This is a genomic window from Caldicellulosiruptor kronotskyensis 2002, from assembly GCF_000166775.1.
GTDB classification, from domain to species: Bacteria; Bacillota; Thermoanaerobacteria; order Caldicellulosiruptorales; family Caldicellulosiruptoraceae; genus Caldicellulosiruptor; species Caldicellulosiruptor kronotskyensis.
Genome location: NC_014720.1, coordinates 1,081,231 through 1,104,262, shown reverse-complemented (window position 1 = coordinate 1,104,262; position 23,032 = coordinate 1,081,231). Strand labels below are relative to the sequence as shown.

The 23,032-nt window shown below is 36.5% G+C and carries 21 protein-coding genes; 2 read left to right on the top strand and 19 right to left on the bottom strand.

Annotation, left to right across the window (positions count from 1 at the left end; translation table 11 throughout):
* Positions 1–61: 61 nt before the first annotated feature.
* The 4 genes from gpr to CALKRO_RS04605 form a co-directional block, all read right to left on the bottom strand.
* Entirely contained in the window at positions 62–1,045 is a 984-nt protein-coding gene (gene gpr / locus CALKRO_RS04620; protein ID WP_013429929.1) for a GPR endopeptidase, read from the bottom strand.
* Positions 1,046–1,185: 140 nt separating this feature from the next.
* Positions 1,186–1,359 carry a small, acid-soluble spore protein, alpha/beta type gene (locus CALKRO_RS04615; protein ID WP_013429928.1) on the bottom strand — a complete coding sequence of 58 codons (174 nt, stop codon included), beginning with the start codon at positions 1,357–1,359 and terminating at the stop codon, positions 1,186–1,188.
* A gap of 77 nt (positions 1,360–1,436) precedes the next feature.
* The gene (gene ypeB / locus CALKRO_RS04610) at positions 1,437–2,837 is read right to left on the bottom strand and encodes a germination protein YpeB (protein WP_013429927.1); all 1,401 of its coding nucleotides are present in this window, start codon (positions 2,835–2,837) and stop codon (positions 1,437–1,439) included.
* A gap of 29 nt (positions 2,838–2,866) precedes the next feature.
* Positions 2,867–3,424, bottom strand: coding sequence for a cell wall hydrolase (locus CALKRO_RS04605; RefSeq protein WP_013429926.1), 558 nt, complete (start codon positions 3,422–3,424; stop codon positions 2,867–2,869).
* A 116-nt stretch (positions 3,425–3,540) separates the two neighbouring features.
* On the opposite strand from CALKRO_RS04605, the gene CALKRO_RS04600 reads away from it, so the two are divergent.
* Positions 3,541–4,653: an MGDG synthase family glycosyltransferase gene (locus tag CALKRO_RS04600; protein WP_013429925.1), complete on the top strand. Its 1,113-nt coding sequence runs from the start codon at positions 3,541–3,543 to the stop codon at positions 4,651–4,653.
* Positions 4,654–4,678: 25 nt separating this feature from the next.
* Here CALKRO_RS04600 and CALKRO_RS04595 read toward each other — a convergent pair whose 3' ends face one another.
* Entirely contained in the window at positions 4,679–5,578 is a 900-nt protein-coding gene (locus tag CALKRO_RS04595; RefSeq protein ID WP_013429924.1) for a M23 family metallopeptidase, read from the bottom strand.
* A 158-nt stretch (positions 5,579–5,736) separates the two neighbouring features.
* On the opposite strand from CALKRO_RS04595, the gene CALKRO_RS04590 reads away from it, so the two are divergent.
* Positions 5,737–6,009 (top strand): hypothetical protein, encoded by a 273-nt coding sequence (locus CALKRO_RS04590; protein WP_013429923.1) that lies wholly within the window; start codon positions 5,737–5,739, stop codon positions 6,007–6,009.
* Between the two features lie 43 nt (positions 6,010–6,052).
* Here CALKRO_RS04590 and CALKRO_RS04585 read toward each other — a convergent pair whose 3' ends face one another.
* The 14 genes from CALKRO_RS04585 to CALKRO_RS04520 form a co-directional block, all read right to left on the bottom strand.
* A complete protein-coding gene (locus CALKRO_RS04585) occupies positions 6,053–7,324 on the bottom strand; it encodes a PDZ domain-containing protein (RefSeq protein WP_013429922.1) in 1,272 nt (423 codons plus the stop codon).
* Positions 7,325–7,341: 17 nt separating this feature from the next.
* Positions 7,342–8,535, bottom strand: a complete 1,194-nt coding sequence (locus CALKRO_RS04580) for a S41 family peptidase (RefSeq protein WP_013429921.1) — start codon at positions 8,533–8,535, stop codon at positions 7,342–7,344.
* Between the two features lie 15 nt (positions 8,536–8,550).
* Positions 8,551–9,690: a murein hydrolase activator EnvC family protein gene (locus CALKRO_RS04575; protein WP_013429920.1), complete on the bottom strand. Its 1,140-nt coding sequence runs from the start codon at positions 9,688–9,690 to the stop codon at positions 8,551–8,553.
* A 44-nt stretch (positions 9,691–9,734) separates the two neighbouring features.
* Positions 9,735–10,619 (bottom strand): permease-like cell division protein FtsX, encoded by an 885-nt coding sequence (gene ftsX / locus CALKRO_RS04570; protein ID WP_013429919.1) that lies wholly within the window; start codon positions 10,617–10,619, stop codon positions 9,735–9,737.
* Positions 10,576–11,295 (bottom strand): cell division ATP-binding protein FtsE, encoded by a 720-nt coding sequence (gene ftsE, locus CALKRO_RS04565; RefSeq protein WP_013429918.1) that lies wholly within the window; start codon positions 11,293–11,295, stop codon positions 10,576–10,578. Before ftsE ends, ftsX begins: the two co-directional genes overlap by 44 nt.
* A gap of 22 nt (positions 11,296–11,317) precedes the next feature.
* Positions 11,318–12,412 (bottom strand): PucR family transcriptional regulator, encoded by a 1,095-nt coding sequence (locus tag CALKRO_RS04560; RefSeq protein ID WP_013290895.1) that lies wholly within the window; start codon positions 12,410–12,412, stop codon positions 11,318–11,320.
* A 135-nt stretch (positions 12,413–12,547) separates the two neighbouring features.
* On the bottom strand, positions 12,548–13,660 hold the full coding sequence (locus tag CALKRO_RS04555; protein ID WP_013429917.1) for an ABC transporter ATP-binding protein: 1,113 nt from the start codon (positions 13,658–13,660) through the stop codon (positions 12,548–12,550).
* Between the two features lie 197 nt (positions 13,661–13,857).
* Positions 13,858–14,133: a GlsB/YeaQ/YmgE family stress response membrane protein gene (locus CALKRO_RS04550; protein WP_013290897.1), complete on the bottom strand. Its 276-nt coding sequence runs from the start codon at positions 14,131–14,133 to the stop codon at positions 13,858–13,860.
* A 60-nt stretch (positions 14,134–14,193) separates the two neighbouring features.
* Complete coding sequence (locus CALKRO_RS04545; protein WP_013429916.1) at positions 14,194–14,829, bottom strand: thiamine diphosphokinase; 636 nt, start codon at positions 14,827–14,829, stop codon at positions 14,194–14,196.
* Between the two features lie 30 nt (positions 14,830–14,859).
* Entirely contained in the window at positions 14,860–19,068 is a 4,209-nt protein-coding gene (locus CALKRO_RS04540; RefSeq protein ID WP_013429915.1) for a PolC-type DNA polymerase III, read from the bottom strand.
* Complete coding sequence (locus tag CALKRO_RS04535; protein ID WP_013429914.1) at positions 19,065–19,733, bottom strand: glycosyltransferase family 2 protein; 669 nt, start codon at positions 19,731–19,733, stop codon at positions 19,065–19,067. Before CALKRO_RS04535 ends, CALKRO_RS04540 begins: the two co-directional genes overlap by 4 nt.
* 20 nt (positions 19,734–19,753) lie before the next feature.
* The gene (gene ispG / locus CALKRO_RS04530) at positions 19,754–20,800 is read right to left on the bottom strand and encodes a flavodoxin-dependent (E)-4-hydroxy-3-methylbut-2-enyl-diphosphate synthase (RefSeq protein WP_041741574.1); all 1,047 of its coding nucleotides are present in this window, start codon (positions 20,798–20,800) and stop codon (positions 19,754–19,756) included.
* Positions 20,797–21,846: a M50 family metallopeptidase gene (locus tag CALKRO_RS04525; RefSeq protein WP_013429912.1), complete on the bottom strand. Its 1,050-nt coding sequence runs from the start codon at positions 21,844–21,846 to the stop codon at positions 20,797–20,799. Before CALKRO_RS04525 ends, ispG begins: the two co-directional genes overlap by 4 nt.
* Positions 21,846–23,012: a 1-deoxy-D-xylulose-5-phosphate reductoisomerase gene (locus CALKRO_RS04520; RefSeq protein ID WP_013429911.1), complete on the bottom strand. Its 1,167-nt coding sequence runs from the start codon at positions 23,010–23,012 to the stop codon at positions 21,846–21,848. Before CALKRO_RS04520 ends, CALKRO_RS04525 begins: the two co-directional genes overlap by 1 nt.
* Positions 23,013–23,032: the final 20 nt, after the last annotated feature.

Below are 23,032 nucleotides of genomic sequence, written 5' to 3'. Positions count from 1 at the left end.
TATTTAAAAACTTTCTTTTTAAAATTCTTATTCTTCAAGCCTCCCTTTTATTACAACTCACTCAATTCACATATCTATACTCTTCATTCTCTTTTACCTCCGGATGAATTGCCTTATTTATTCCATCGGCTATCACAGTCGAAATATTTTCAACAATCCTGTCAATGTCTTTCGGCGTTACAAAGAGATTCCCATAGTAAGGGAATATAACCTCTTTGATAAGATTAAATCTGTCCTCATCAGGAATACTCTCTAAAAGCATATAAAGCGGCGATGACCTATCCGTTTCATTTTTTAGTCTTTCGAGTAGAAGGTCTATGGCATCATTTGCAATAATTGCTGCATCAACCACCATAGGAACACCAATTGCCACAACAGGCACACCAACTGTTTCTTTTGTGATACCTTTTCGTTCATTTCCAATACCTGATCCAGGAACAATACCCGTATCTGCTATCTGGATAGCAGTTGATATCCTCTCAAGCCTTCTTGAAGCAAGTGCGTCAATTGCAATTATTAAATCAGGATGTATTCTCTGAACTATACCGCCTATTATTTCGCTGGTCTCGATTCCAGTTATGCCCAGAACACCTGGCGATATCGCGCAAACAGAACGTATTCGCCTATCTTTTATCTTTTCTGGCACAAACTCAAACAAATGACGTGTAATCAATACCTTTGAGACAACTTTTGGTCCTAAAGAGTCGGGCGTAACATTCCAGTTACCAAGTCCAACAACAAGCACGGTAGATTTTTGCGACACATTTATCAAGCTTTCAAGCTCGTTTGCCAGTATCTTTGATACTTGTTCCTGGACCTCAAAATCTTCATCGCGCAATCCATCAGCTTCGATTGTGATATAATTGCCCATAGGCTTTTGCAAGATTGCTTCACCTTTTATAGAGTTAATCTTGACCTTAGTGATTTTAATTTTATCGTCAAACTCTTTTCTCTCTTCAACCTCAACACCTTCTATCTCTCTTCCAAGCCCTTTTTGGACAAGTTCTCTTGTTTCAAGGGCAAGGTCTGTTTGAATTTTAAACATTTTTATTTCCCACCTTTCCTTTGAAACTTCTTCTTACAAATTATTGTTTTCACTTTTGAGCTCATTTAACCAAAAATGTATGTTAAAAGGGAACTGCAAGATTATACTCTTGCAGCCCCCTCTTTTTATTTTCAGGGGGGTTATTGCTTTTCTTTCAAGGCTTTTTCTGCCATCTCAATAGCTTTTCTGACGATGTTACCACAGTCGCGCGATTTTACTTCTCCCCAACCGTACTTAGAAACTACATCGTACACTCCAAGTTCTTTTGCTATCTCCATTTTAAGCTCCTCTGACATAATCTTTTGCCTTGCCAAGCCAATCGCCCCCCTTGCGGCTTTTTCACCGCATATCTTAGTTTGTTCAAAAACTATTCAATTTATTATCCATTTGCTTACATTGATAAAATGCCATTAGGGTCTTTAATTATCTCCAAGATATTTTCTTCCTTTCCAGTGATTGCATTTATATAATCAGCAAAATATTTGCCATCGTATTTGCCTAAAAATTCATATGTGAAGACTTCTTTTCCAGAATCAAGTGGAATTATAGCAAGGGATACGCTTTGCACATCAAAATTTTTGCTAATAAAATTTCTTGCTTGCCTTTCAGATATTGCAGGTTTAGGAATATTCCTTGAAGTGTGAGACATATAATATGCTGTTGCATCAAACCCTACTATTTGCCCTGTGTCAAGAGCAACTCTAACTTTCACCATATCGGGATATATCTTAACACCATTTTGCAGAGGAATATAATTTATCAGGGCAGTGTTGTCCTGTTTTAGATAAAAGGTGTCAATCATGTTAGCAAAACCTTTTTCAATTAAAAACTTTTTAGCATTTTCCTTTGCTTTTGCAACACCTATTTTTGGGGAAGAGGAAGCCCTGTTGTCAATCATCCAAATTACTTTGCCGCCTTTTTTAGAAATAGCTATTGTGATTGTCCTGTCGCGAATTCTTCTGTCAGGAGTTATCTCAAAAGTATAAACCTTGATTCTATCTCCTGAAAGTCCTAAATAATTGACTATATCAGATCTTTTAAGATTTAAAAAGTCAAGCGCAATCTTTTTGGCTTGTTCTTTACTTATAAGTTTTTCTGGAAGCCCTTTTGGGGTCTGGCGGCTGATATGATCAGAAAAAGGTCCGTCATATATTAAAGTTGGATAGTCTTTAAACCCTGCCTCAACTGCCAGCATCCTGCTGCTTGTAACATTCTGAGATATCCTCTTGAGCTTTGACGTTCCAACTACTCTGACCTCGCCCCATCTCAGCCTTCCCTGACTTATCTCAATTGCAAGCTCATTTAGGTTGTTACTGAGTTTATCTGCATACGCTCGAAGTTTTTTGAGCTGCTTTTGCTGAAGCAATGTCTCCTTTTTGCCGCTCATAAGCTGTTTTGAAAGTGAAAAACTGAGGTCTCCAACCTGAGTAAGATACTTTGCTGTTTTTTCAAGTGCAACATTGTTCTCAATAGGAAGCTGAGAAAGGTTCTCCTGCGCTGCAAAAGCGTTTCGCCACACCTCGGTATATAATATTGCCCTTTGCCTGTCATCGCCTGACACTTCAGCTTTTGAAAGAAGTGATTGGATGTTTTGAACATAGCCTACCATGTCGAAAAATGCTCTGTGCCACATATTGGTAAGATAGTTATGGTAGTTTGCTTTGCCTCTATACTGATTTACTCCCCAAAGCGCTACAATCACCAAAATACCAAGCGTAATAGCCATCACACTCCAAAGTCTTACACTTTTTAGTCTTTCCCTAAGTTCTTTATAGCCACCTAAAATACTCAAGATAATCTCACCTCTTTAGTTTATTGATTTTATTTTGCAAATCTGTGCTTGCCAATGACAAGCATAACTTTTCTGCTCCAAATCCATTTATTTGTCGTCTTCGCAGGATTGTAGTAATATATACAACCGTTTGTCGGGTCCCAACCGTTTAACGCATCTCTTGCGGCTTTCAAAGCTGTCGGTTCAAGTTTTGCGTTAATCTGCCCGTCAGATACACAAGTAAAGGCACCCGGCTGATAGATTACACCGCTGATTGTCTTTGGAAATCCAGGGTGTTTTGTTCTGTTTATAATTACAGCACCGATTGCAACCTGACCTATATAAGGTTCTCCTCTTGCTTCACCATTTATAACTCTGGCCAAAAGATATAAATCTTTGTTTTGGTAGCTTGTTGAACTCTGTGTTTCAATAGATTGGTTTAAAACTTCTTTGTCAGTACTTTCCAATGCCTTTTCAAGTCTTTTCTCAATTTTTTCGTAACTTGACCTTTTTATATCATAAATAAGTTTTGCAGAATAAATGCTGAGGATAAAACTTATAAAAAGAAGCAGGAGAAAAAATGAATATCTTTTTAAGATTTTACTCATGCTTCAAACCCCCAAATATAAATTTTTCTAAAATTATTTTTTGTAAGCTCATTTTTATTATTCAAAATTAGCGGTAAAATAAACTTAAAGACTTGCAAGGGTGGAGGAAAAAACAAATGAAGGTTTTGATACTAAGCCTTGACGCAGGCGGTGGACATTTTGCTGCTTCAAATGCATTGAAAACTGCCATTTTACAAAAATATCCTGACTCAAATGTTGAAATTGTAGATACACTAAAAATTATAAGTCCTATACTTGACAAGCTTGCCGTGGGAACGTATTTAAAAGCAATCAAGTCAGTGCCATTTATTTATGGTCTTGTATATGACTCTACTGACAAAGAACCTCCAACCAGATGGAGTAGAGCTTTGTATGAAAAGTTCTACTTCGCATTTTATAAACTCTATAATATTATCTCAGATTTCAAGCCGGATATAGTAATTGGTACTCATCCATCACCAGTTGACATGGTTGCCCAACTCAAAAAAAGAGGTAATATAAATGTGCCAATTATAAGTATTGTTACTGATTTCACTATTCATCCATACTGGATAAACCATTTTGCCGATTATATTATTGTTCATCATCAAAACCTTGTGTATGAAGCGATAAAAAAAGGTGCTCAAAAAGATAAAGTAGTGCCACTTGGTATTCCTATTAACCCTTCGTTTGCTCAAACATATGACAAAAAAGAGGTCATTAAAAATTTAAACCTAGAAGATAAGCCTACCATCCTTGTTATGGGCGGTAGCTTAGGACTTGGTAATATAGAAGAGATAGTTGAAAAAGTGTGTTCAATATGTGATGAAAACTATCAAATAATTGTGGTAGCTGGGAAAAACAAGGCCCTCAAAAATGCTTTGGAACAAAAAGATTTTGGAAGAAAGATAATAGTATACGGGTTTATTGATTTCATAGACAAACTCATGGCAATAAGTGATATTCTCATCACAAAACCTGGGGGACTGACTTGTGCAGAAGCACTGTCCCGCAAACTTCCCATGATATTGATATCGCCCATTCCTGGACAAGAAGAAAGAAACACTTTTTATCTCATAAACAATGGAGCAGCTGCATATGTAAAAAATACCGAAAACTTTGATATAGTATTTAGTCAGATATTAAATAATCCCCAACGTTTAGAGCATATGAAACTTGCCTGTTCGTTTTTGGGAAAGCCTAACTCGTCACTCGACATTGCAGAATTTATAAGGGGAATGGTCCTGTAAACACTACCCATTCCCCTTCGATTTTTTAATTTGTTTTGGGTAAAAATTTCAGAGGATTTTGATTTTCTCCATTGTAAATTATCTCAAAATGAAGATGCGGCGGATCCATATACTCTATGTTAGAACTTGTTCCAACCTCTCCTATTTTCTCTCCCTGCCTTACAATGTCTCCTATCTGAATATCATTTAAGTCTTTGAGATTGTAGTACTTTGAGATATACCCATCTCCGTGGTCAATCACAATATATTTGCCATAAAGAGGATCTTCTCCTAAATCAATAACTGTACCGTCAAAACAAGCTTTTACATCGCTACCTTCCTGAGCTTCTATGTCAATTCCAGGGTGTTCTGTCCACTCATCAAGAGTTTTTGAATATACAAGCGACTGGTCGGAAAACTCTCTTATTACCTTCCCAATGGTAGGAAAGATAGGTCTAAAATCAACAGGGTTTATAACCTCAACATCATCCTGGCTGGTACTAGTTCCAATCTTAATGTTTGAATCCATCTTTTTGTTATCTTGTTTCTTAGAGAAGACAGAAGAGCTTTTATTTTCATTATTACTATTTTTAGAATAATTTCCTGACCGTGTATGGCGGATAGTAGAATTTGAATTACTACTATTTTTATTATCTTCGCTTTTCTCTTTTGAACTTATAGATCTAGAACCCTCTTTTTTCAAATCATCCTGTTTTGTTACCTCTGTTGAATTAGCCTGTGACTGAGGTATCTCGGGAAGTTTAACCTTGCTGTCTAAAGACTGTTTGTTTTCTTGATTTTGTTCTACCTCGTATCTTGTAAAGTCTGTGGTGGCAATGGTATAAACCGAAAATCCTATTACCAGCAGACATACAGCTACGATAATATAAAAACCTTTAGTGTCAAAAAAGTCTAAAAGTTTTTCTTTCCAGTTTTTCTTGTTCACCTTCGCACCTCCTTCTATAAAAGTATTTTTGCCATCCATTGCTTTGGTTATACATATATAGAAATTGATATCCATAAATTTTCTTTGAATATTTCCCTGCAATTTGATATCATAACCTTACAAAACAAGATTTAAGAACAAAAAGAAGGTGCAGAGAAGTGGAAAGAGAAAGGGAAAAAGAAAAGAGCAGGAAAAGTTTTATTCAAAAAATTTCTATCTATTCAAAAAAAATTTTGCTTGTGATAAGCCTTATTTCTATTGTGATGGCACTAATTGGAATAAAGTTTTACATTTTGTCATTGCACTATGTATCAGACAAAATAGACTTAAAAATCTTAGCCCAAGGATTTTTGCAAAATTCTGTTTACATATTCGTTGAAGGACTGGGTGCAGCAATCTTGGTGGACTTTCTTTCAAAAACAAAAAATTAAAGGGCAAAGACTCAATAGCTTCGCCCTTTAATTTTACCAGAGTTCAGCTTCTGTTGAACAAAAAATTTTTTACTCTTCTTGCTATACTTTTTATAAACATAAAATATCCATCAGACTCAAGCTGATAATTAGCACTCACATTTTTAGTAATAACAATTATTCCAAGATTTCTTATTCCATTTTCATAGTCCTGATAATATAGCTCTTTCATCTTTCCTCTTTTGTCCATAGCTTTTACCCATAGGTAAATCTGTGCATCAGAAAATATTCTTTCTATATCCTCTTCTTTTTGAACTTGAATACCATTTATTGAAAGAATAATATCCCCCGGTTTTATTCCCATCTTAGCTGCCACACTGTTTTCTTCGACATATAACACCTTTATTTTATTTTCCTCTGCTTCAAATATTGAATCTCCTTCTTTTTGTCTCTTCTGCTGATACAGTATAATCCCTTCATGAGCCATTGGGGCAAACAGAGCTGCCACCCACTTAAAAGCATAGACCTTGTATGAAAGTGCGCTCATAGCAAACAAAATAACGCTGAAAATGCTTAAAATCCCAGCGCTTTTTTTGCTTATCACAGCAGGTTCATCTTCCACCGCCAAATCTCCGTATCCAAGTGCAGCCACAATGGGAGTCATAAGAAGCATAGCATTTGGCAAAAGATTCTGTGGTTTAAAAAGAGGCCACCATGAGGGTTCAAACAGCTCAATTTTAACAACCTGCGCGGTGGTCTGATAGTTATATGCAATTATTACCATCGGTATAGCCCAGAACCTTTGCATAAGATAAGCACCTGAGGTTGAAAAAATGCCTTCTTTTTTTCTTCTCTCAATCACAACAGGTATCGCCCCACGAAAACCATCCAAGAAAATTAGAAGACTTTCAACAAAATGAAGTATTGCCACAATTACCAATATTCCTGAGATATCAACAATTGGTTTTTTGAAGATGAGAGATATCACCGAAATAATTCCGGCCGCATATGAAAAACAGAGATATCTTGGATTTATTAGTGCAAGAATCAAAGCAATATACCAAAGATACATAAAACTATCCACATCCACTACTATGCCAAAAAATAAGGTAATTAAACTAACTATATAACCTCCTACAAGTCCCGCGATAGAAGACTCTACAACCTTGTATAGAAGGCTGACTCGGTTGTGTCCAATCACAGCCTGTTCGAATTCCTGTTCTCTTCTGTACAAAAAAGAAATCAAGATTACTACCACCCAGAAGTTCCAGCTAAAAAGAAGTTGAAATATACTAAGTCCTGTCAGTTCAAATATCTGCCAGAAAAACTTTAACATTATATGCACCTCAAATTTCAAAACTTGCTCTTTGAAATTTCACTCTTTAATATCTCAATAGCTTTTTTCAGCTGCAAATCTTTATCCATTGGAACATTCATTTTGTCCTGATACTCTTTGGGTTGAGCTACTTTAATATCTGGCTTTATTCCTCTTTTGTGAATATATGCTCCGCTTGGTAAAAGATACTGGCTTACCGTTATTTTTATTGCAGACCCATCTCCCAGGTCAAATACCTGCTGAACAACGCCTTTGCCAAAAGTCTTCTCACCAACAATTTTTGCCCTCTTTTGGTCTTTTAAACATCCAGCTAATATCTCTGAAGCTGACGCTGAATACTTATTGGTAAGCACGACAAGCGGCGTTACCGTGTCCCCATTTTTGTATGATTTGAAATACTCTTTGTTATTGTATCTATCCTTTAGATACACTATAAGCTGTCCTTTCTTGAGAAAATTGCTTGCAACATCAACAACAGACTCTAAAAGCCCACCAGGGTTAAATCTCAGGTCAATAATAAGTCCACGGCAGCCAGAACTTTTGAGTTTGTCATAGCTATTGTAAAAATCTTGAGGAGTATTTTCATCAAAGTTAGTGATTTTGATATAACCTATGTTGTTTTCAAAAATGGAAGTAGATACAGTCTTTATTTTTATCTCGTCTCTGACAATTTTAAGGTCAATAGGCTTTGAGCTGCCATCGCGCAAAATTGTAACTGTCACGCTTGTTCCTTTTGGTCCTCTCATCAAACTTACAGCCTTTTCTATATCTTTTGATGTCAAACTTATTCCATTTACTTTTATAATCTTATCCCCTGGTTTTATCCCCGCCTTGTACGCCGGAGAACCTTCAAACGGTGTTACAACTTCGATATAATGTTCGCCAGGCTCTATTGTTACTCCTACCCCAAAATACGTACCCTTACTTTGTATCATGAACTCTTCATATTCTTTTTTAGTAAAATACTCTGTGTATGGGTCATCAATACTTGCAGCAATACCATCTATTGCACCGTCTATAATTTTTTGGTCACTTATATCCTTAGGCTCATAGTAATATTTTTTCAAAAGCCATATAACCTTAGATAATTTAGGATTAGTTACTAATTTGTTTGTATATATAGGACTTCCAAAATAGATATAAGTAGTCGCAATATATGTTACAATTGCAGTAATGAGAACTATTGCAAAAGTTTGAAGTCTTTTTTTCATTCTCTTTTCAGCTCCTTATCTTAGGAAATTAAGCGGATCAGTAACATCGCCGTTTATTCTAACTTCAAAATGAAGGTGAGGCCCGGTGGCATATCCCGTAGCTCCAACATAACCTATAGTCTCACCTTTTTTCACCTTCTGCCCTATTGAGACTTTTATTGTAGAAAGATGAGCATATAAAGTTGAAATACCACTACCATTATCTATAATGATAGTCTTACCATAACCAGACACCCATCCGGCTAAAATCACATCACCGTCTGCTGCTGCTAAAACACTTGCTCCATATGGTGCTGCAATGTCTATCCCTGTGTGCATTTTGTTTTTCTTCAAAATTGGATGAAATCTCATACCAAAATATGATGTTATCCCATAATACCCCTCAAGCGGCCACAAGAGCTTGCCACCTTTATATATGCGTTTTGTCTTCTGTCTTGCCAAAATCTCCTTTATTTTCTTGGAAAGCTCATTTGAAATCTCTTCAAGTTCATCAAGCATCTTTTCCAATTTATCTTGCTCTTTTTCAAGTTCCAACAAAAGTTTTTTCTTTTCATTTTGCTCCGCCAAAAGAGAAGCTTGGTAGTTTTCAAGCTCCCTCTTTTCTCTACTCAAGTCTTCCTTTAGCAGTACAAGTTCTTCTTTCTTATTTTTGATAGTCTCAATGCTCTTTGTGTACTCATTTAGTATTTGCTTATCATATTCAATTATATCGTTAAAAAGATACATTCTTGTAAAAAAATCTGAAAGGTTTTGAGAGTCAAGTAGCATTTCAATATACGATACAGAGACAGTATTTAGCTCATAAATACATCTTATTCTATCTTTAAACTTTTCATAATACATTTCTTTCCTTTTTTCTTCTTCATTAAGTTCAGCCTCTGTCTGCAAAATCTTGTTTTCAACAGATGCAATGTTTGCTTTTAAATTTCTTATTTTTCCTTCTACATTATCAATCTTTTTGTCAAGATTATCTATTTGTAATAAGACCTGCTTTTGCTGTTTTTTAACTTCTACTATCTTCTGCTGTGTCTTTTGCTTGCTCTTTTCAATAGACTTTAGCTTGCTTTGATACTCTTTTAAGGTACTTGATACAGCAGTTTCAAAAAAAATAACAAATACAAGCAAAATAGAGAAAATTTTTAGTTTATTTTTCAACAGCCAAACCCCCTCTTTTACAAAAGACAAAAGAGGCTTGATTTTCAGGCTTTTAAGTACCTTCTTAGAGAAATTAAGCTTCCCAGTATGCCTACCATGCTTCCTGTAAGTATAAACACTCCTAATATTTTGTACTTGTAAATAGAAATGTTGACAAAATCAACAAAGGTAATAGTTTGTGAAAGGTACCTTATTGCATAGTGATAAAATAACAGAACAATGGCATATGCTAAAATCGAACCTAAAATGCCTATAATAAATCCTTCAACCACAAAAGGTCCGCTTATAAACCTGTTAGTTGCACCAATATATCTCATAATTGAGATTTCTCTTCGCCTTGCAAAGAGGGTTATTTTGATAGTATTGGCAATTATAAATATAGCAACTATATAAAGACCCAAAATTAAAAGTATGCAAAAAAGATTTATTATCTTCAAAATCCTTTTAAGCTTTTCCACCGTCTCAGAAGGAAAATAAACCTGAGCAACACCATCTAAGGTTTCTAATTCTTCGGCAAGTTTTTTAGTGTATTCAATCTTTACAGGCTTTACTACAAAGTATCCCCGCAGAGGATTGTCTTTTTCAAGTCCTTCAAGCAAAAACGCATTTTTACCAAGCTTATTTTTCAAATCTTGAAGAGCCATCTGTGGACTTATGTATTTAAACTCTCGAACCAAAGCATTTTTCCTCAAATACTCCTCAATCACAACCACTTTTTCTTCCTGACCTTTTTGTAGTATCACCCTTATATCAACCGTCTTTTCTATCTGCTGTGAGATATACTCCAGATTAATCCCGATTGCAATAAATATCCCAACCACAGTTAAGGCTGCCACCACTATAGAAATAGAAGCAGCAGCCATGGTCTTATTTAAAAAAATGTTTTTAAATCCATCTTTGCAAAAGTACTTGATTGTCTGAAGACTCATAGCTGTAAACTCCTCTATGCTGATCTTTTACAATTCTGCCACAGTCAATCGCCACAACCCTTTTTCTCATGCTATCAACAATCTCTTTAGCATGTGTTGCAACAAGCACAGTTGTTCCTCTCTTGTTAATATCTTCTAAAAGCCTCATTATCTCCCATGATGTATCAGGGTCTAAGTTACCTGTTGGCTCATCAGCTACAAGCAAGTTGGGCTTGTTTACAATTGCTCGCGCCAAGGCAACCCGCTGCTGTTCACCGCCTGAAAGCTCGTGCGGGTAACATTTTGCCTTGTGCGCAAGCCCTACCAATGAAAGAACATAAGGAACCTGTCTTCTGATGATTTTTGCAGGTGCTCCTGTTATTTGCATAGCAAACTCCACATTTTCATATACAGTTTTGTTGGGAAGAAGTCTAAAATCCTGAAATACTATTCCAATCTTTCTTCTGTAATATGGTATCTCCCTTTTTGGAAGCTGTGTGAGCTTGTACTCTCCAACAATAATCTCTCCTTCAGTTGGGTCAATCTCTTTCAAAAGAAGCTTTACAATTGTAGATTTTCCTGCCCCGCTTGAACCAACCAAAAATACAAACTCGCCTTTTTCAATGGTCAAATTGATATTTGTGAGCGCAAGCACCCCATTTGGATACCTTTTGCTCACATTTATAAACTTTACCATCCTTTGTCACCTACAATGTTTTTTAAAATGTAATGTTACCTTTTGTATACTCTAAATACTGATTTACAAGCATAGCCATTTTGAAGATAATAGCATCTTCGAACTTTCTAAGGTCAAGCCCTATCATTCTTTCTATCTTGTCAAGTCTGTAAACCAAGGTATTTCTGTGAATATAAAGCTGTCTTGCTGTCTCTGAGACGTTCAAGTTGCATTCAAAGAACATCTCAACAGTCTGTATGAGTTCTGGGTCAAAATCAGAAAGTTTTACATCCTTGAAGACCTCTTCCAAGAACATCTCACAAAGTTTTGTCGGCATCTGATATATAAGTCTTCCAAGGCCGAGCTTGTGATAGCTCACAATATACTTGTCCTTTTCAAAGATGTAGCCTATTTTGAGCGCTGCTTCTGCCTCCTTATAAGACATTGAAAGTTCTTTTATGTCATCGACAACAGAGCCAATTCCAATATATGCCTTGAGCAAAAGTTCTGAGTTGAGTGTGTCAAGTATAATCCTTGCAACCTTGTATGCATCCTCATCATTTGAACCTGGTTTTAACTCTTTTATGAATACCAGAATATTGTTGTCAAGCTGGATAATAAAATCTTTTGTGCTCTTTGGGAATATGCTTGTCAAAATCTCACCGATATTCACATCTTTAATCTCTTTTGCATTTGGAATATAGATAGCAAACACAACCCTTGTTGCACCTGTTGCAATGTGAAGTTCTCTTGCCTTTGTGTAGATTTCACCTGGTAGGATGTTGTCATACAAAAGATTTTTTATAAACAACTTTTTATCATACGCAGATGCTGGCTCTTTTGCTTTCATCACAACAAGGTTTAACATATCCAAAAGCTTTTCAGCATGAGGTTCTGTGTTGTTTATATAAAGAACATAGGTATCTGTCTGGCTTCTGTAAACCTTGTATGTGCGACCTTCAAATATCTCAAGGTCTGTATCAGTTTTTATCATGTCAATTGCAACTGTGTTTATCCTGTTTTGAGAAAGTGGATTTGAGCTGTAGATAACTCTACCATCAGCTTCAATATATCCAAATTCATCGTCGATGATGTCTTTTGCCTGCTCTAAAACATCAATAACCTTCTGTGTCATCATAACGCAATACCTCACCCTTTTCTCAATAGTATTTTATAACTCTATTATACTTTTTTTCTCTGAAGTTGTAAAAGGTTTTTGAAAACAAAAAGCCCCTGCCACACTTTCCCACATGGCAAGGGCTTAATTTTAATCTTAGTGAACAATAGCCTTCTCTGTTTCTTTATCAAACAGGTGAATTCTGTTAACGTCAAACGCAAGTTTGATCTTGTCGCCACTTTTTGCCTTTGACCTTGGATCAACTCTCGCAATGAGGTTAAGACCATCAACAACAACATATAAAAGTGTTTCAGAACCAAGCATCTCAACAACATCAACATCTGCATCAACAACAGCATCCTGAGCTGTCTGCAGGAATATCTCTTCATCGTGCAAATCTTCTGGTCTAATACCCATTATAACTTCCTTCCCAACATAGCCGAGTTCTTCAACTTTCTTTGCCTTTCCTTCTGGGAGTTTTATTGCGTTGTTTCCAAATACAACATATAAGTTCTTATCCTTTTGCTCAATTCTTGATTCAATGAAGTTCATCTGTGGCGAACCAATGAAACCTGCAACAAACAGGTTTGCAGGTTGCTCATACAGAACCTGTGGTGTGTCTACCTGCTGGATAAATCCATCTTTCATAACAACAATTCTTGTACCCATTGTCATAGCTTCTGTTTGGTCGTGTGTAACGTAGATGAATGTTGTTCCAAGTCTCTTGTGAAGTTTAGATAGCTCTGCTCTCATCTGGACTCTGAGCTTTGCGTCCAAGTTTGAAAGAGGCTCATCCATGAGGAATACCTTTGGTTCTCTCACAATGGCACGACCTAAAGCCACTCTCTGTCTCTGACCACCGGACAGAGCCTTTGGTTTTCTGTCAAGCAGGTGCTCAATTCCCAAAATCTTAGCTGCTTCATGTACACGTCTTTTTATCTCATCTTTTGGAAACTTTCTGAGCTTGAGACCAAATGCCATATTCTCAAAAACTGTCATGTGAGGATACAGAGCATAGTTCTGGAAAACCATTGCAATGTCTCTATCCTTTGGTGGAACGTCGTTTACCAGCTTGTCCCCTATGTAGATTTCGCCTTCTGTTACCTCTTCAAGACCTGCTATCATTCTCAGTGTTGTTGTCTTACCACAACCAGATGGTCCTACCAAAACTATGAATTCCTTGTCCTCAATATCTAAGTTAAAGTCAGAAACAGCTGTAACACCACCAGGATATCTCTTGTAAACACCTTTTAATCTTACACTTGCCACTTTTCTTTTACCTCCTACACAGTATTGTATATAAACTTGTAATAAATCTTCTTCTAATATAGACTATACAATTATTTGCGATTAAAAACTATTGATTTTTTAAACAAACTTTTCAAAAACCTTTTAGATAACATGTCTAAACTATCTTACCAAAAACAAAGGCTGATAAGGAGCCTTTCCTTATCAGCCAAATTTTACTATTGCTGTTGTTTGGTTGCCTCTTCGGCACCTTTTCTGAAAAGTCCCAGCACAAATATAAATATTGCCGCACCGAGGATGGTTGGAATAATAGGAATACCAGCAATCACAGGACCAAGTTTCCTGAAAAACGGAATATATGCTCCAATCCAAGACCCGACAAGTCCAGCAATCATAGCTCCAATAAATCCGCCTGGCATTTTATACTTGGTCAGCGCATCGCCTATATATCCTGCAATTGCCGCAACAATCAGGGTCATTATAAATCCGAGCATAAGTTTTGACCCCCTTTTTGATGGAGCATCTACTCATTAGTATGATTACTTTTATCGAATTTAATCACTTGATAATATTACCAACAATACCCCATCTTTTACCTCAACAATTGCTTCATCTTCAATAATAACATTTGACACACCATAAGGATTTCCAAACTCCATCATACCATCTTCTAAAGGATAATACAAACCTTTGGTACAAATACCACTTACAGTTTGTGTGTATGGAAGTAAAGAAAGCAAGTGTCCTTTTTTCCCATGAATTTTTATTTTGTTTCTTGTCATCATGATTATGTTATTTTCATCTACTATTGCGCCCTTTATGTCGTGCTCAAGCAAATAATACAAAAGACTTATGTTTGCAAGAACATGGTCAAGTCTTTTGCCAGTGCAAGAAAGCATTACCACCTCGTCAAACCCATTCTCAGCTAAATACTCAATGGCAATCTGTGTATCTGTTTTATCCTTTTCACAAGGAAATTCTATTATTTTTATACCATTAGTTTTAAAATATTCCAAAACTTTTTTATCTACAGAGTCAAAATCGCCTATTATCAAGTTTGGCACAAAACCATATTTGTATGCTACGTTTGCTCCACCGTCACAGCAAATTATAAAATCAGCATCTTTCATATGTTCATCATAAAATGACTTGTCTGCAATCTTGCCATTTGAGATTATAACACCCTTCATGTCTTTTTTCCCTTTCCTGATAATAAATTTTTAGAAAAAGCTTAGCTGACTTGTCTGTGGCAAGTCTTTTAACACTTTATACTGAGTCAAAATCTCTATAACCTGCTTGTTTAGCTTTGCACGTCTTATAAGGTCATCCACAGACAAAAATCTTCCTTCTTTGCGCGCCTCCACAATGCTTTTTGCAGCTGCCACCCCAACATTTGGCAGAGCATTAAAGGGTATTAAAAGCCCTCCATCTTTTATAATGAACTTCTCAGCATCAGACTCGTTCAAATCAACAGGGTAAAACTTTAAACCCCGTGCTAACATCTCATTTGCAATCTCAAGCACTGTCAGAAGGTTTTTGTCTTTCTGAGAAAGACTACTTATCCTGTTTTCCAAATCTCTTATCTTTTGCCTTATAGCGTCTCTTCCCTTGAGGATTGTTGCATAATCAAAATCGTCTGCTCTGACTGTAAAATATGTTGCATAGAATGCCTCCTTATAATGTACCTTGAAATAAGCAATCCTGAACGCCATCATTACATAAGCTGCAGCATGTGCTTTTGGAAACATGTAGGTTATCTTTTTACAACTCTCTATATACCAGTCTGGAACATTGTGAGCTCTTAGAAGTTGCTCATCCTCCGGTTTTAGTCCTTTACCTTTTCTAACATCTTCCATGATTCTGAAACTGTCTTTTGGTGGAACACCCTTTTGAATTAAATATAACATAATATCGTCCCTTGTAGAAATTACCTCTTTGAGCGTTGCAATTCCATTTCTTACTAAATCCTGAGCATTGTTTGTCCACACATTTGTACCGTGCGAAAGACCTGAAATACGAACAAGCTCAGCAAACGTCTTTGGTTTTGTCTCAATTAACATCTGTCTTACAAACCTTGTCCCAAACTCAGGTATACCGAAAGTCCCTACTTCACAATCTATGTCCTCAGGAGAAATTCCAAGAGCTTCTGTGCTTGTAAAAATTGACATGGTAGCCTTATCGTCAAGTGGTATTGAGCGCGGGTCAACTCCTGTTAAGTCCTGGAGCATTCTTATAACAGTCGGGTCATCGTGTCCAAGAATATCAAGTTTTAAAAGTCTTCCTGATATTGCATGATAATCAAAGTGCGTTGTAATAACACTTTTGTCAGTGCTATCTGCTGGATGCTGAATAGGTGTGAAATCAAATATTTCTTTGTCTCTTGGAACAATCATAAGTCCCCCAGGGTGCTGGCCTGTTGTTCTTTTTACTCCTGTGCAGCCCTGAGAAAGTCTTAAAACCTCTGCAGGATGAAGATTCAAACCTTTTTCCTCAGCATATTTTGTCACAAACCCGTGCGCAGTCTTTTCAGCAACTGTTGAGATTGTACCAGCTCTGAAAACATAACCTTGTCCAAAAAGTTCTTCTGTAAACTTGTGCGCAATTGGCTGATAATCACCAGAAAAGTTAAGGTCAATATCAGGTTCTTTGTCACCATCAAATCCCAAGAAGGTCTCAAACGGAATGTCGTGCCCATCTTTTTTAAGTTTCTCCCCACAGCGTGGACAGTTTTTGTCTTCCAAGTCATAACCACATCCAACAGAACCATCTGTTATAAATTCAGAATACTTGCAGTTTGGACAAATATAATGTGGGGGCAACGGATTTACCTCGGTTATCCCACACATTGTTGCAACAAGAGAAGAACCAACAGAACCTCGCGAACCAACAAGATAACCGTCTGACAAAGATTTGGACACAAGCTTTTGAGCAATCAAATACATTACTGCAAAACCATTCTTGATTATCGAATTCAGTTCCTTTTCAAGCCGTGCTCTTACAATCTCCGGAAGAGGGTCCCCATATATTTCGTGAGCTTTCTTCATTGTCATATTGTATATTTCTTCCTCAGCGCCCTCAATCTTGGGTGGAAAAGTCTCATCGGGTATTGGTTTTACATCTTCTATCATATCGGCAATCTTATTGGTATTTTCTACAACAACTTCATAACAAGAATCACTGCCAAGATATTCAAATTCTTTTAGCATCTCATCTGTTGTTCTGAAATAAAGTAATGGGTCATTTTCAACATCATCGTATCCTTGGTTATGTTTCAAAATCTGGCGCAAGATTCTTTGGTGTGGATGACAATAGTGCGCATCAGATGTCGCAACAACAAGCTTGCCAAGTTTTTTGCCAAGATTGTAAATCTTCCTATTGATTTCTCTTAAATCTTCTTCATCTTTTAAATATCCTTCTCTAATCAAAAAAGAATTATTCTCAACCGGCATTATCTCAAGGAAATCATAAAATGCTGCTATCTTTTCTATCTCTTCCTCACTTTTTCCTTCCAAAAAGGCCCTGAAAATTTCACCAGACTCACATGCACTTCCTATCAAAAGTCCATCTTTTAATTGTATCAAAAGACTTTTGGGTATCCTTGGCCTTTTGTAGAAGTATTCTAAATGAGAATATGATACCAGTTTGTAGAGATTTTTTAAACCCTGTTGATTTTTTACAAGTATGGTTGCATGATAGCTGTGAGATTTGAGGTCTGCTTTTGTGTTTGACTCAATTGAATTAAGTTCTTTTAACCATTTGTATCCTCTTAATTTTAACTTTTCTAAAAGAGAGGTAAAGATACCAGCTGTTGTTTCTGCGTCAGAATCAGCTCTGTGATGATGTTTTAACTCTACATTTAAAAACTCTGCAACTTTGTTTAACTTATGAGAAGAAAGGTCTGTCAAAAGCCTTCTTGAAAGTTCCAGCGTATCGATATATGTATAGTCGAATATAATTCCACATTCATGATACGCCTTTTTCAAAAATCCAATGTCAAATTGAGCATTATGTGCAACAAGAATACTTCCGCTCGCAAACTTTTCAAACTCCAAAATGGCATCATTCAGCTTTGGGGCTTTATCAACCATATCTTGGTATATGCCTGTTAGCTCTGAGATCCTAACAGGGATTTTGCCTTCGGGGTCAACAAATGTAGAAAATCTCTCTATTATTTGACCGTTTTCTATTTTCACAGCACCAATTTCTATTATTTTATCTCTTTGACTGTCAAACCCTGTTGTTTCAATGTCAACAACCACAAAGGTAGAGTCAAATCCTTGTCCTTCCTTAGGATTGTAAACAACTGGCGCACCATCATCAATAAGATAACATTCCATCCCATATATTACTTTAATATTACAATTTTTACTTGCCTCTTGTGCTTCTGGAAACGCTTGAACAACTCCATGGTCTGTTATTGCAACTGCTCGGTGTCCCATTGAAGCTGCCAATTTTATTAATTCTTCTGCAGAGCACACAGCATCCATAGCTGACATTTTAGTATGAGCATGAAGTTCTACTCTCTTGTTATTGCTTGTATCAAGTCGCTGAGGTTTTTGACTTTTGTTTATGTTTTTAGCATTCACCACAACCGCTTTTTCAAAATCGTCAAATTCTACCCTGCCTTCAACCTTAACATAATCTCCAACAGAAATTGAAGTAGGAATTTTATCTTTCTTGGCAACAATTTTTACAAAGGTTGAATTTAAATAGTCTGTGATGTAAAGCTTGTATATGAGCACATTCTGGTTTTTAGTCTCTTTTATCTCAAGATTAAAAATTTCACCTTCAATCACACAATCAGTACCAACTTTGATAAGAGAAATAGGAATTACCTCTTTCTTTTCATCTATCTTTTTGCCAAATATAATGGTCGGGTCTGTCTCAACCCCACTCTTTTCAGTTGTAATTTTCTCAGTTTCTTCTTTCTTTTCCTCGAAAAACATTAGATATTTTTCTACTTCTTGGTCTGTGTCAAACTGGATAAAAAAGTCTTTAATCTTAAAATCCACGTCGCATACTATTCCGAACTCTTCAGACAGTATTTGCTTTACAAGTACATCTACCTTTCTTTCAAAAAGGATATCTCTTATACCATTTGGAACCAGAAAATCTAAGCCGTTTGAACTTGGCACAATCTCACATTCTCTCAAAAAATGACTAAGACCGTTACATCTTTTTGAAATCTTATAAAATAAAAACCATCTATATTTCTTCAAAAGTTCTTCCAACGTCAGGTTTCTGGTTTTGAAAAGTTTTATCTCAACATCCCTGCAACTTTCTAAAAGAGACTTAAACCTTTGTTCAATGCCAATAAGGTCTGTACCTTGAAGACTATCAAGGCTTTCCACATAAACTTTAAGGTCCTTACTTGATTTATCAAACTCAATCTTGACAGGCTTTACTGGCAAAAATAGAGTCTCGCTCATTGCCCATCCCTACTTTTTTTGAGATTGACATAACCTTTTATTATATCTGAATACATCTTCATCCGGTGCTGAGCACCTTTTATAAAACCCAGTTTTTCTTCTTTCATCACATGCGAAACCTTTGGTAGCGGTACTGTCAATACTCTTAAGTTAAACTTTTTAGCATACTCAGTTAATATAATCTCTATTGCATACCCTAAATCTTTTATATCCTTACGCGACTCTAAAATTTTTTCAAAAACCCATCTTTTTACTCCTCTCTGGCCTGACAAAAAAGGCGAAATCTTCTGGGCAAGGTCGGTTGAAAATCTGCCATCAGAGAAGATTCCAATTGTCATGTCAGCATGGTCTTCAAGCAAAGGTCTAATTAAATTTTCAACATCCTCAACTTTAAGATTTACAAGGTCTGCATCAAGCATCAATATTATATCACCTTGTGTATTTTCAACACCGTAAAAAATAGCATAGCTCTTTCCCCTGTTTTTTTCAAGTCTTAAGACACTCACACAATTTTTTGCTGCTACTTCAGCTGTTTTATCTACAGAACCATCGTCAATTACAAAAATCTCATCTACAAGTTCACACTTTTTTACAACACTAAGCACAGCACCTATTCTCTTTTCTTCGTTGTAAGCAGGAATAAGACAAACCACCTTCTTACTCATATTTTCACCTCATCGAAAAATTAAGAAAGAGAATAGATTTCCTTTACAAGCTCATCTACAATCTCATTCTCTTTCACTTTCCTTAAAATCTTGCCTTTCTTAAACAGAAGTCCTTCACCAACTCCACATGCCACACCTACATCAGCTTCTTTTGCCTCACCAGGACCGTTTACTGCACAGCCCATTATTGCGACTGTAATGTCCAAGTCCAAATTTTGTAATCTCTTTTCAACCTCATCTGCAATCTTTAAAAGGTCAACATTACATCTTGCACAGGTAGGACATGATACTATCTTAACACCTTTTCTGAGATTTAAACTTTTTAAAATCTCTTTTGCCACAATAACCTCTTTCTCTGGACTATCTGTAAGAGAAACTCTTATTGTATCACCAATACCCTTCATAAGAAGATAGCCAATTGCAATACTGGACTTAACAGTTCCTGCAACAAAAGTTCCTGCTTCGGTAAGACCAACATGAAGAGGATAGTTTAGGTTTTGGGATAGTATCTCATAGCTCCTAATAGTAGTTAAAACATTTGAAGATTTGACAGACACAACAATATTGTCAAAGTCAAACTTTTCAAGAAGTTTTACCTGATAAATTGCAGCCTCCACAATAGCCTCTGGTACAGGAGATTTGTATTTTTGCAAAATATCCTTTGGGAGCGAACCTGAATTTGCACCGACTCTGACGGCAATCCCATATCTTTTGGCCTCTTTAGCTATTTCTTGGACTTTTCTTTCATCTCCAATGTTCCCAGGATTTATTCTAATCTTATCAGCGCCATTGTATATAGCTTCAAGCGCGAGCTTATAGTCAAAATGAATGTCAGCAACAAGTGGAATGTGGATTCTTGACTTTATTTTACTTATGGCCTTAGCACTATCTAAATCAGGGACAGCAACTCTTATGATGTCGCATCCCAAACTCTCAAGGCTAAGTATCTGCTCAACTGTAGCCTCAACATCCTTTGTCTTTGTATTTGTCATTGACTGAATTCTAATTGGCTCACCGCCACCAATATAAAGATTGCCTATTTTAATCTTTTTCGTCAACAATTTCACCTTCCAGGCATTATAATGTTCTTTATATCATTAAAGGTAACTATCACCAGCAAAAACAGAAGAAGTACAAAACCAATTGTGTGAATCAGTGCTTCTTTTTCTCTATTAAAAGGTTTTCTTGCCACAGCTTCGTACAAATAAAACACAAGCCTGCTGCCATCTAAAGCAGGAAATGGGATGAGATTTATAACACCCAAGTTCACTGAAATCAGCTGCATAAGCCACAGAATATTCAAAAGACCACTGAGCACGCTCTGTTTAAATCCGGCATTCGCAGCCTCTCCAATTGTTTTCACCATACCAACAGGTCCCATAATCTCAGAACCAGAAACTTTTCCTGTTATCATCAGCACAACACTGTATATAGTCTCTTTTATCTCAGCATATGTCCCAAATATTCCATAATAGATGCTATCAAATAAATTTTTACGTGATATCTTTGACGAAACGCCTATTCGCTTTGTTTTTGTATTCGGGTCATACTTAGGCATTACCCTGAAAGTATATTGTTTGCCATCTCTTAAAACTTTTATCTTAACTTCTCTGTCTTTGTAGAGCATATTGTGAACAGCCAAATAAAAGCTTACCTGGTCCCAGACATAAACTCTATTTTTGTCAAGCGCAACAATCCTGTCACCACTTCTTATCCCAGCCTCATATGCAGGCATGTTTGGCTCCACCCTACCAATGGTGTTGGTTCCAAAACCAATAAAATAACCAATTCCTATCATGATTATTATGGCAAGAACAAAGTTCATAACAGGTCCCATCAAAACCATCAAAATTCTTTTGTGAACCTTTGCGTTATTGAGTGCTCGTGGGTGGTCAACATCCTGGTCTTCACCAAGAGGCTTTACATACCCTCCTATCAAAAATGCCCTCACAGAATATTCTGTCTCTTTGCCTTTGATGCTAAAGAGTTTGGGACCAAAACCAATGGCAAATTCTTCAACAAGTACACCTGAAAGTTTACATACAATAAAATGTCCAAATTCATGAACAAGTATCACTATTGTCAGCACAATTAAAGCCAGTATAAGATTCATTAGCTTTTCTCACCTTCCACAAGATTTTTAAACTTTTGCCTTGTCTCCGTATCAATTTCCAAAACGTCCTGAATGGATTCCACTTTTTGCCCCCTGTGACTTTCAATATTTTTAGCTACATACTTCATAATATCAACAAAGCCAATTTTCCCTTCCAAGAAATATTTTACAGCCTCTTCATTGGCAGCATTGAGCACAATCGGGTAACTTTCTCCTTTTTTTGCACACTCATATGCAATTTTGAGCAAAAAGAATGTATCAAAATCAGGCTCTTCAAATGTAAGGTTTTTTACTCTTACAAGGTCAAGTGGCGCAGCTACTGCTTTGCCTCTTTCGGGAAAAGTAAGCGCATATTCAATCGGAAGACGCATATCAGGATAAGATAGCTGTGCTTTTACTGACCCATCAATAAATTCAACCATTGAATGAATAATACTTTGAGGATGTATAACAACATCAATATCATCACATTTTTTATCAAAGAAAAACATGGCTTCTATCACTTCAAAGCCTTTGTTTATCAGGGTGGCTGAATCAACCGTGATTTTCCTACCCATGTTCCACGTAGGATGCTTCAGCACATCTTCTACATTGACACTTTGTAAGTCTTTGAGTTTTTTGCCTCTAAAAGGTCCTCCTGATGCTGTGAGAATTATCTTTTTTATATTTTTTTTGTCTTCACCTACAAGGCACTGGAAAATAGCACTGTGTTCTGAGTCAACAGGAATAAGAACAGGGATAGAATCTTTTGCTTGTTTTTGGGAAAGAATCCTTTTTATAATCTTTCCACCTGTCACAAGCGTCTCTTTGTTGGCAAGAGCAACTCTTTTACCTGCCAAAATAGCCTCAACTGTCGGCACCAAACCAGATATACCAACAAGTGCATTTACAATCAAATCTGCTGCTGGATATGTTGCAACACTAATTAGCCCTTCCTGACCTGTTACAACTATCTTATCAGGAAAATTCTCTTTTAATAAAGTATAGTACTTCTCATCTCCAATACATAAAATGTCAGGATCAAGCTCTCTTGCCTGCTCAATCAAAAGAGCAACATTTTTGTATGCTGAAAGTCCCACAACTTTAATCCCAAGTTTTGTTGCAACATCTATTGTTTGAACACCTATTGACCCGGTTGACCCCAGGATGCAAATGCTCTTTGTCATATACTTCGCTCCCTTAAAAG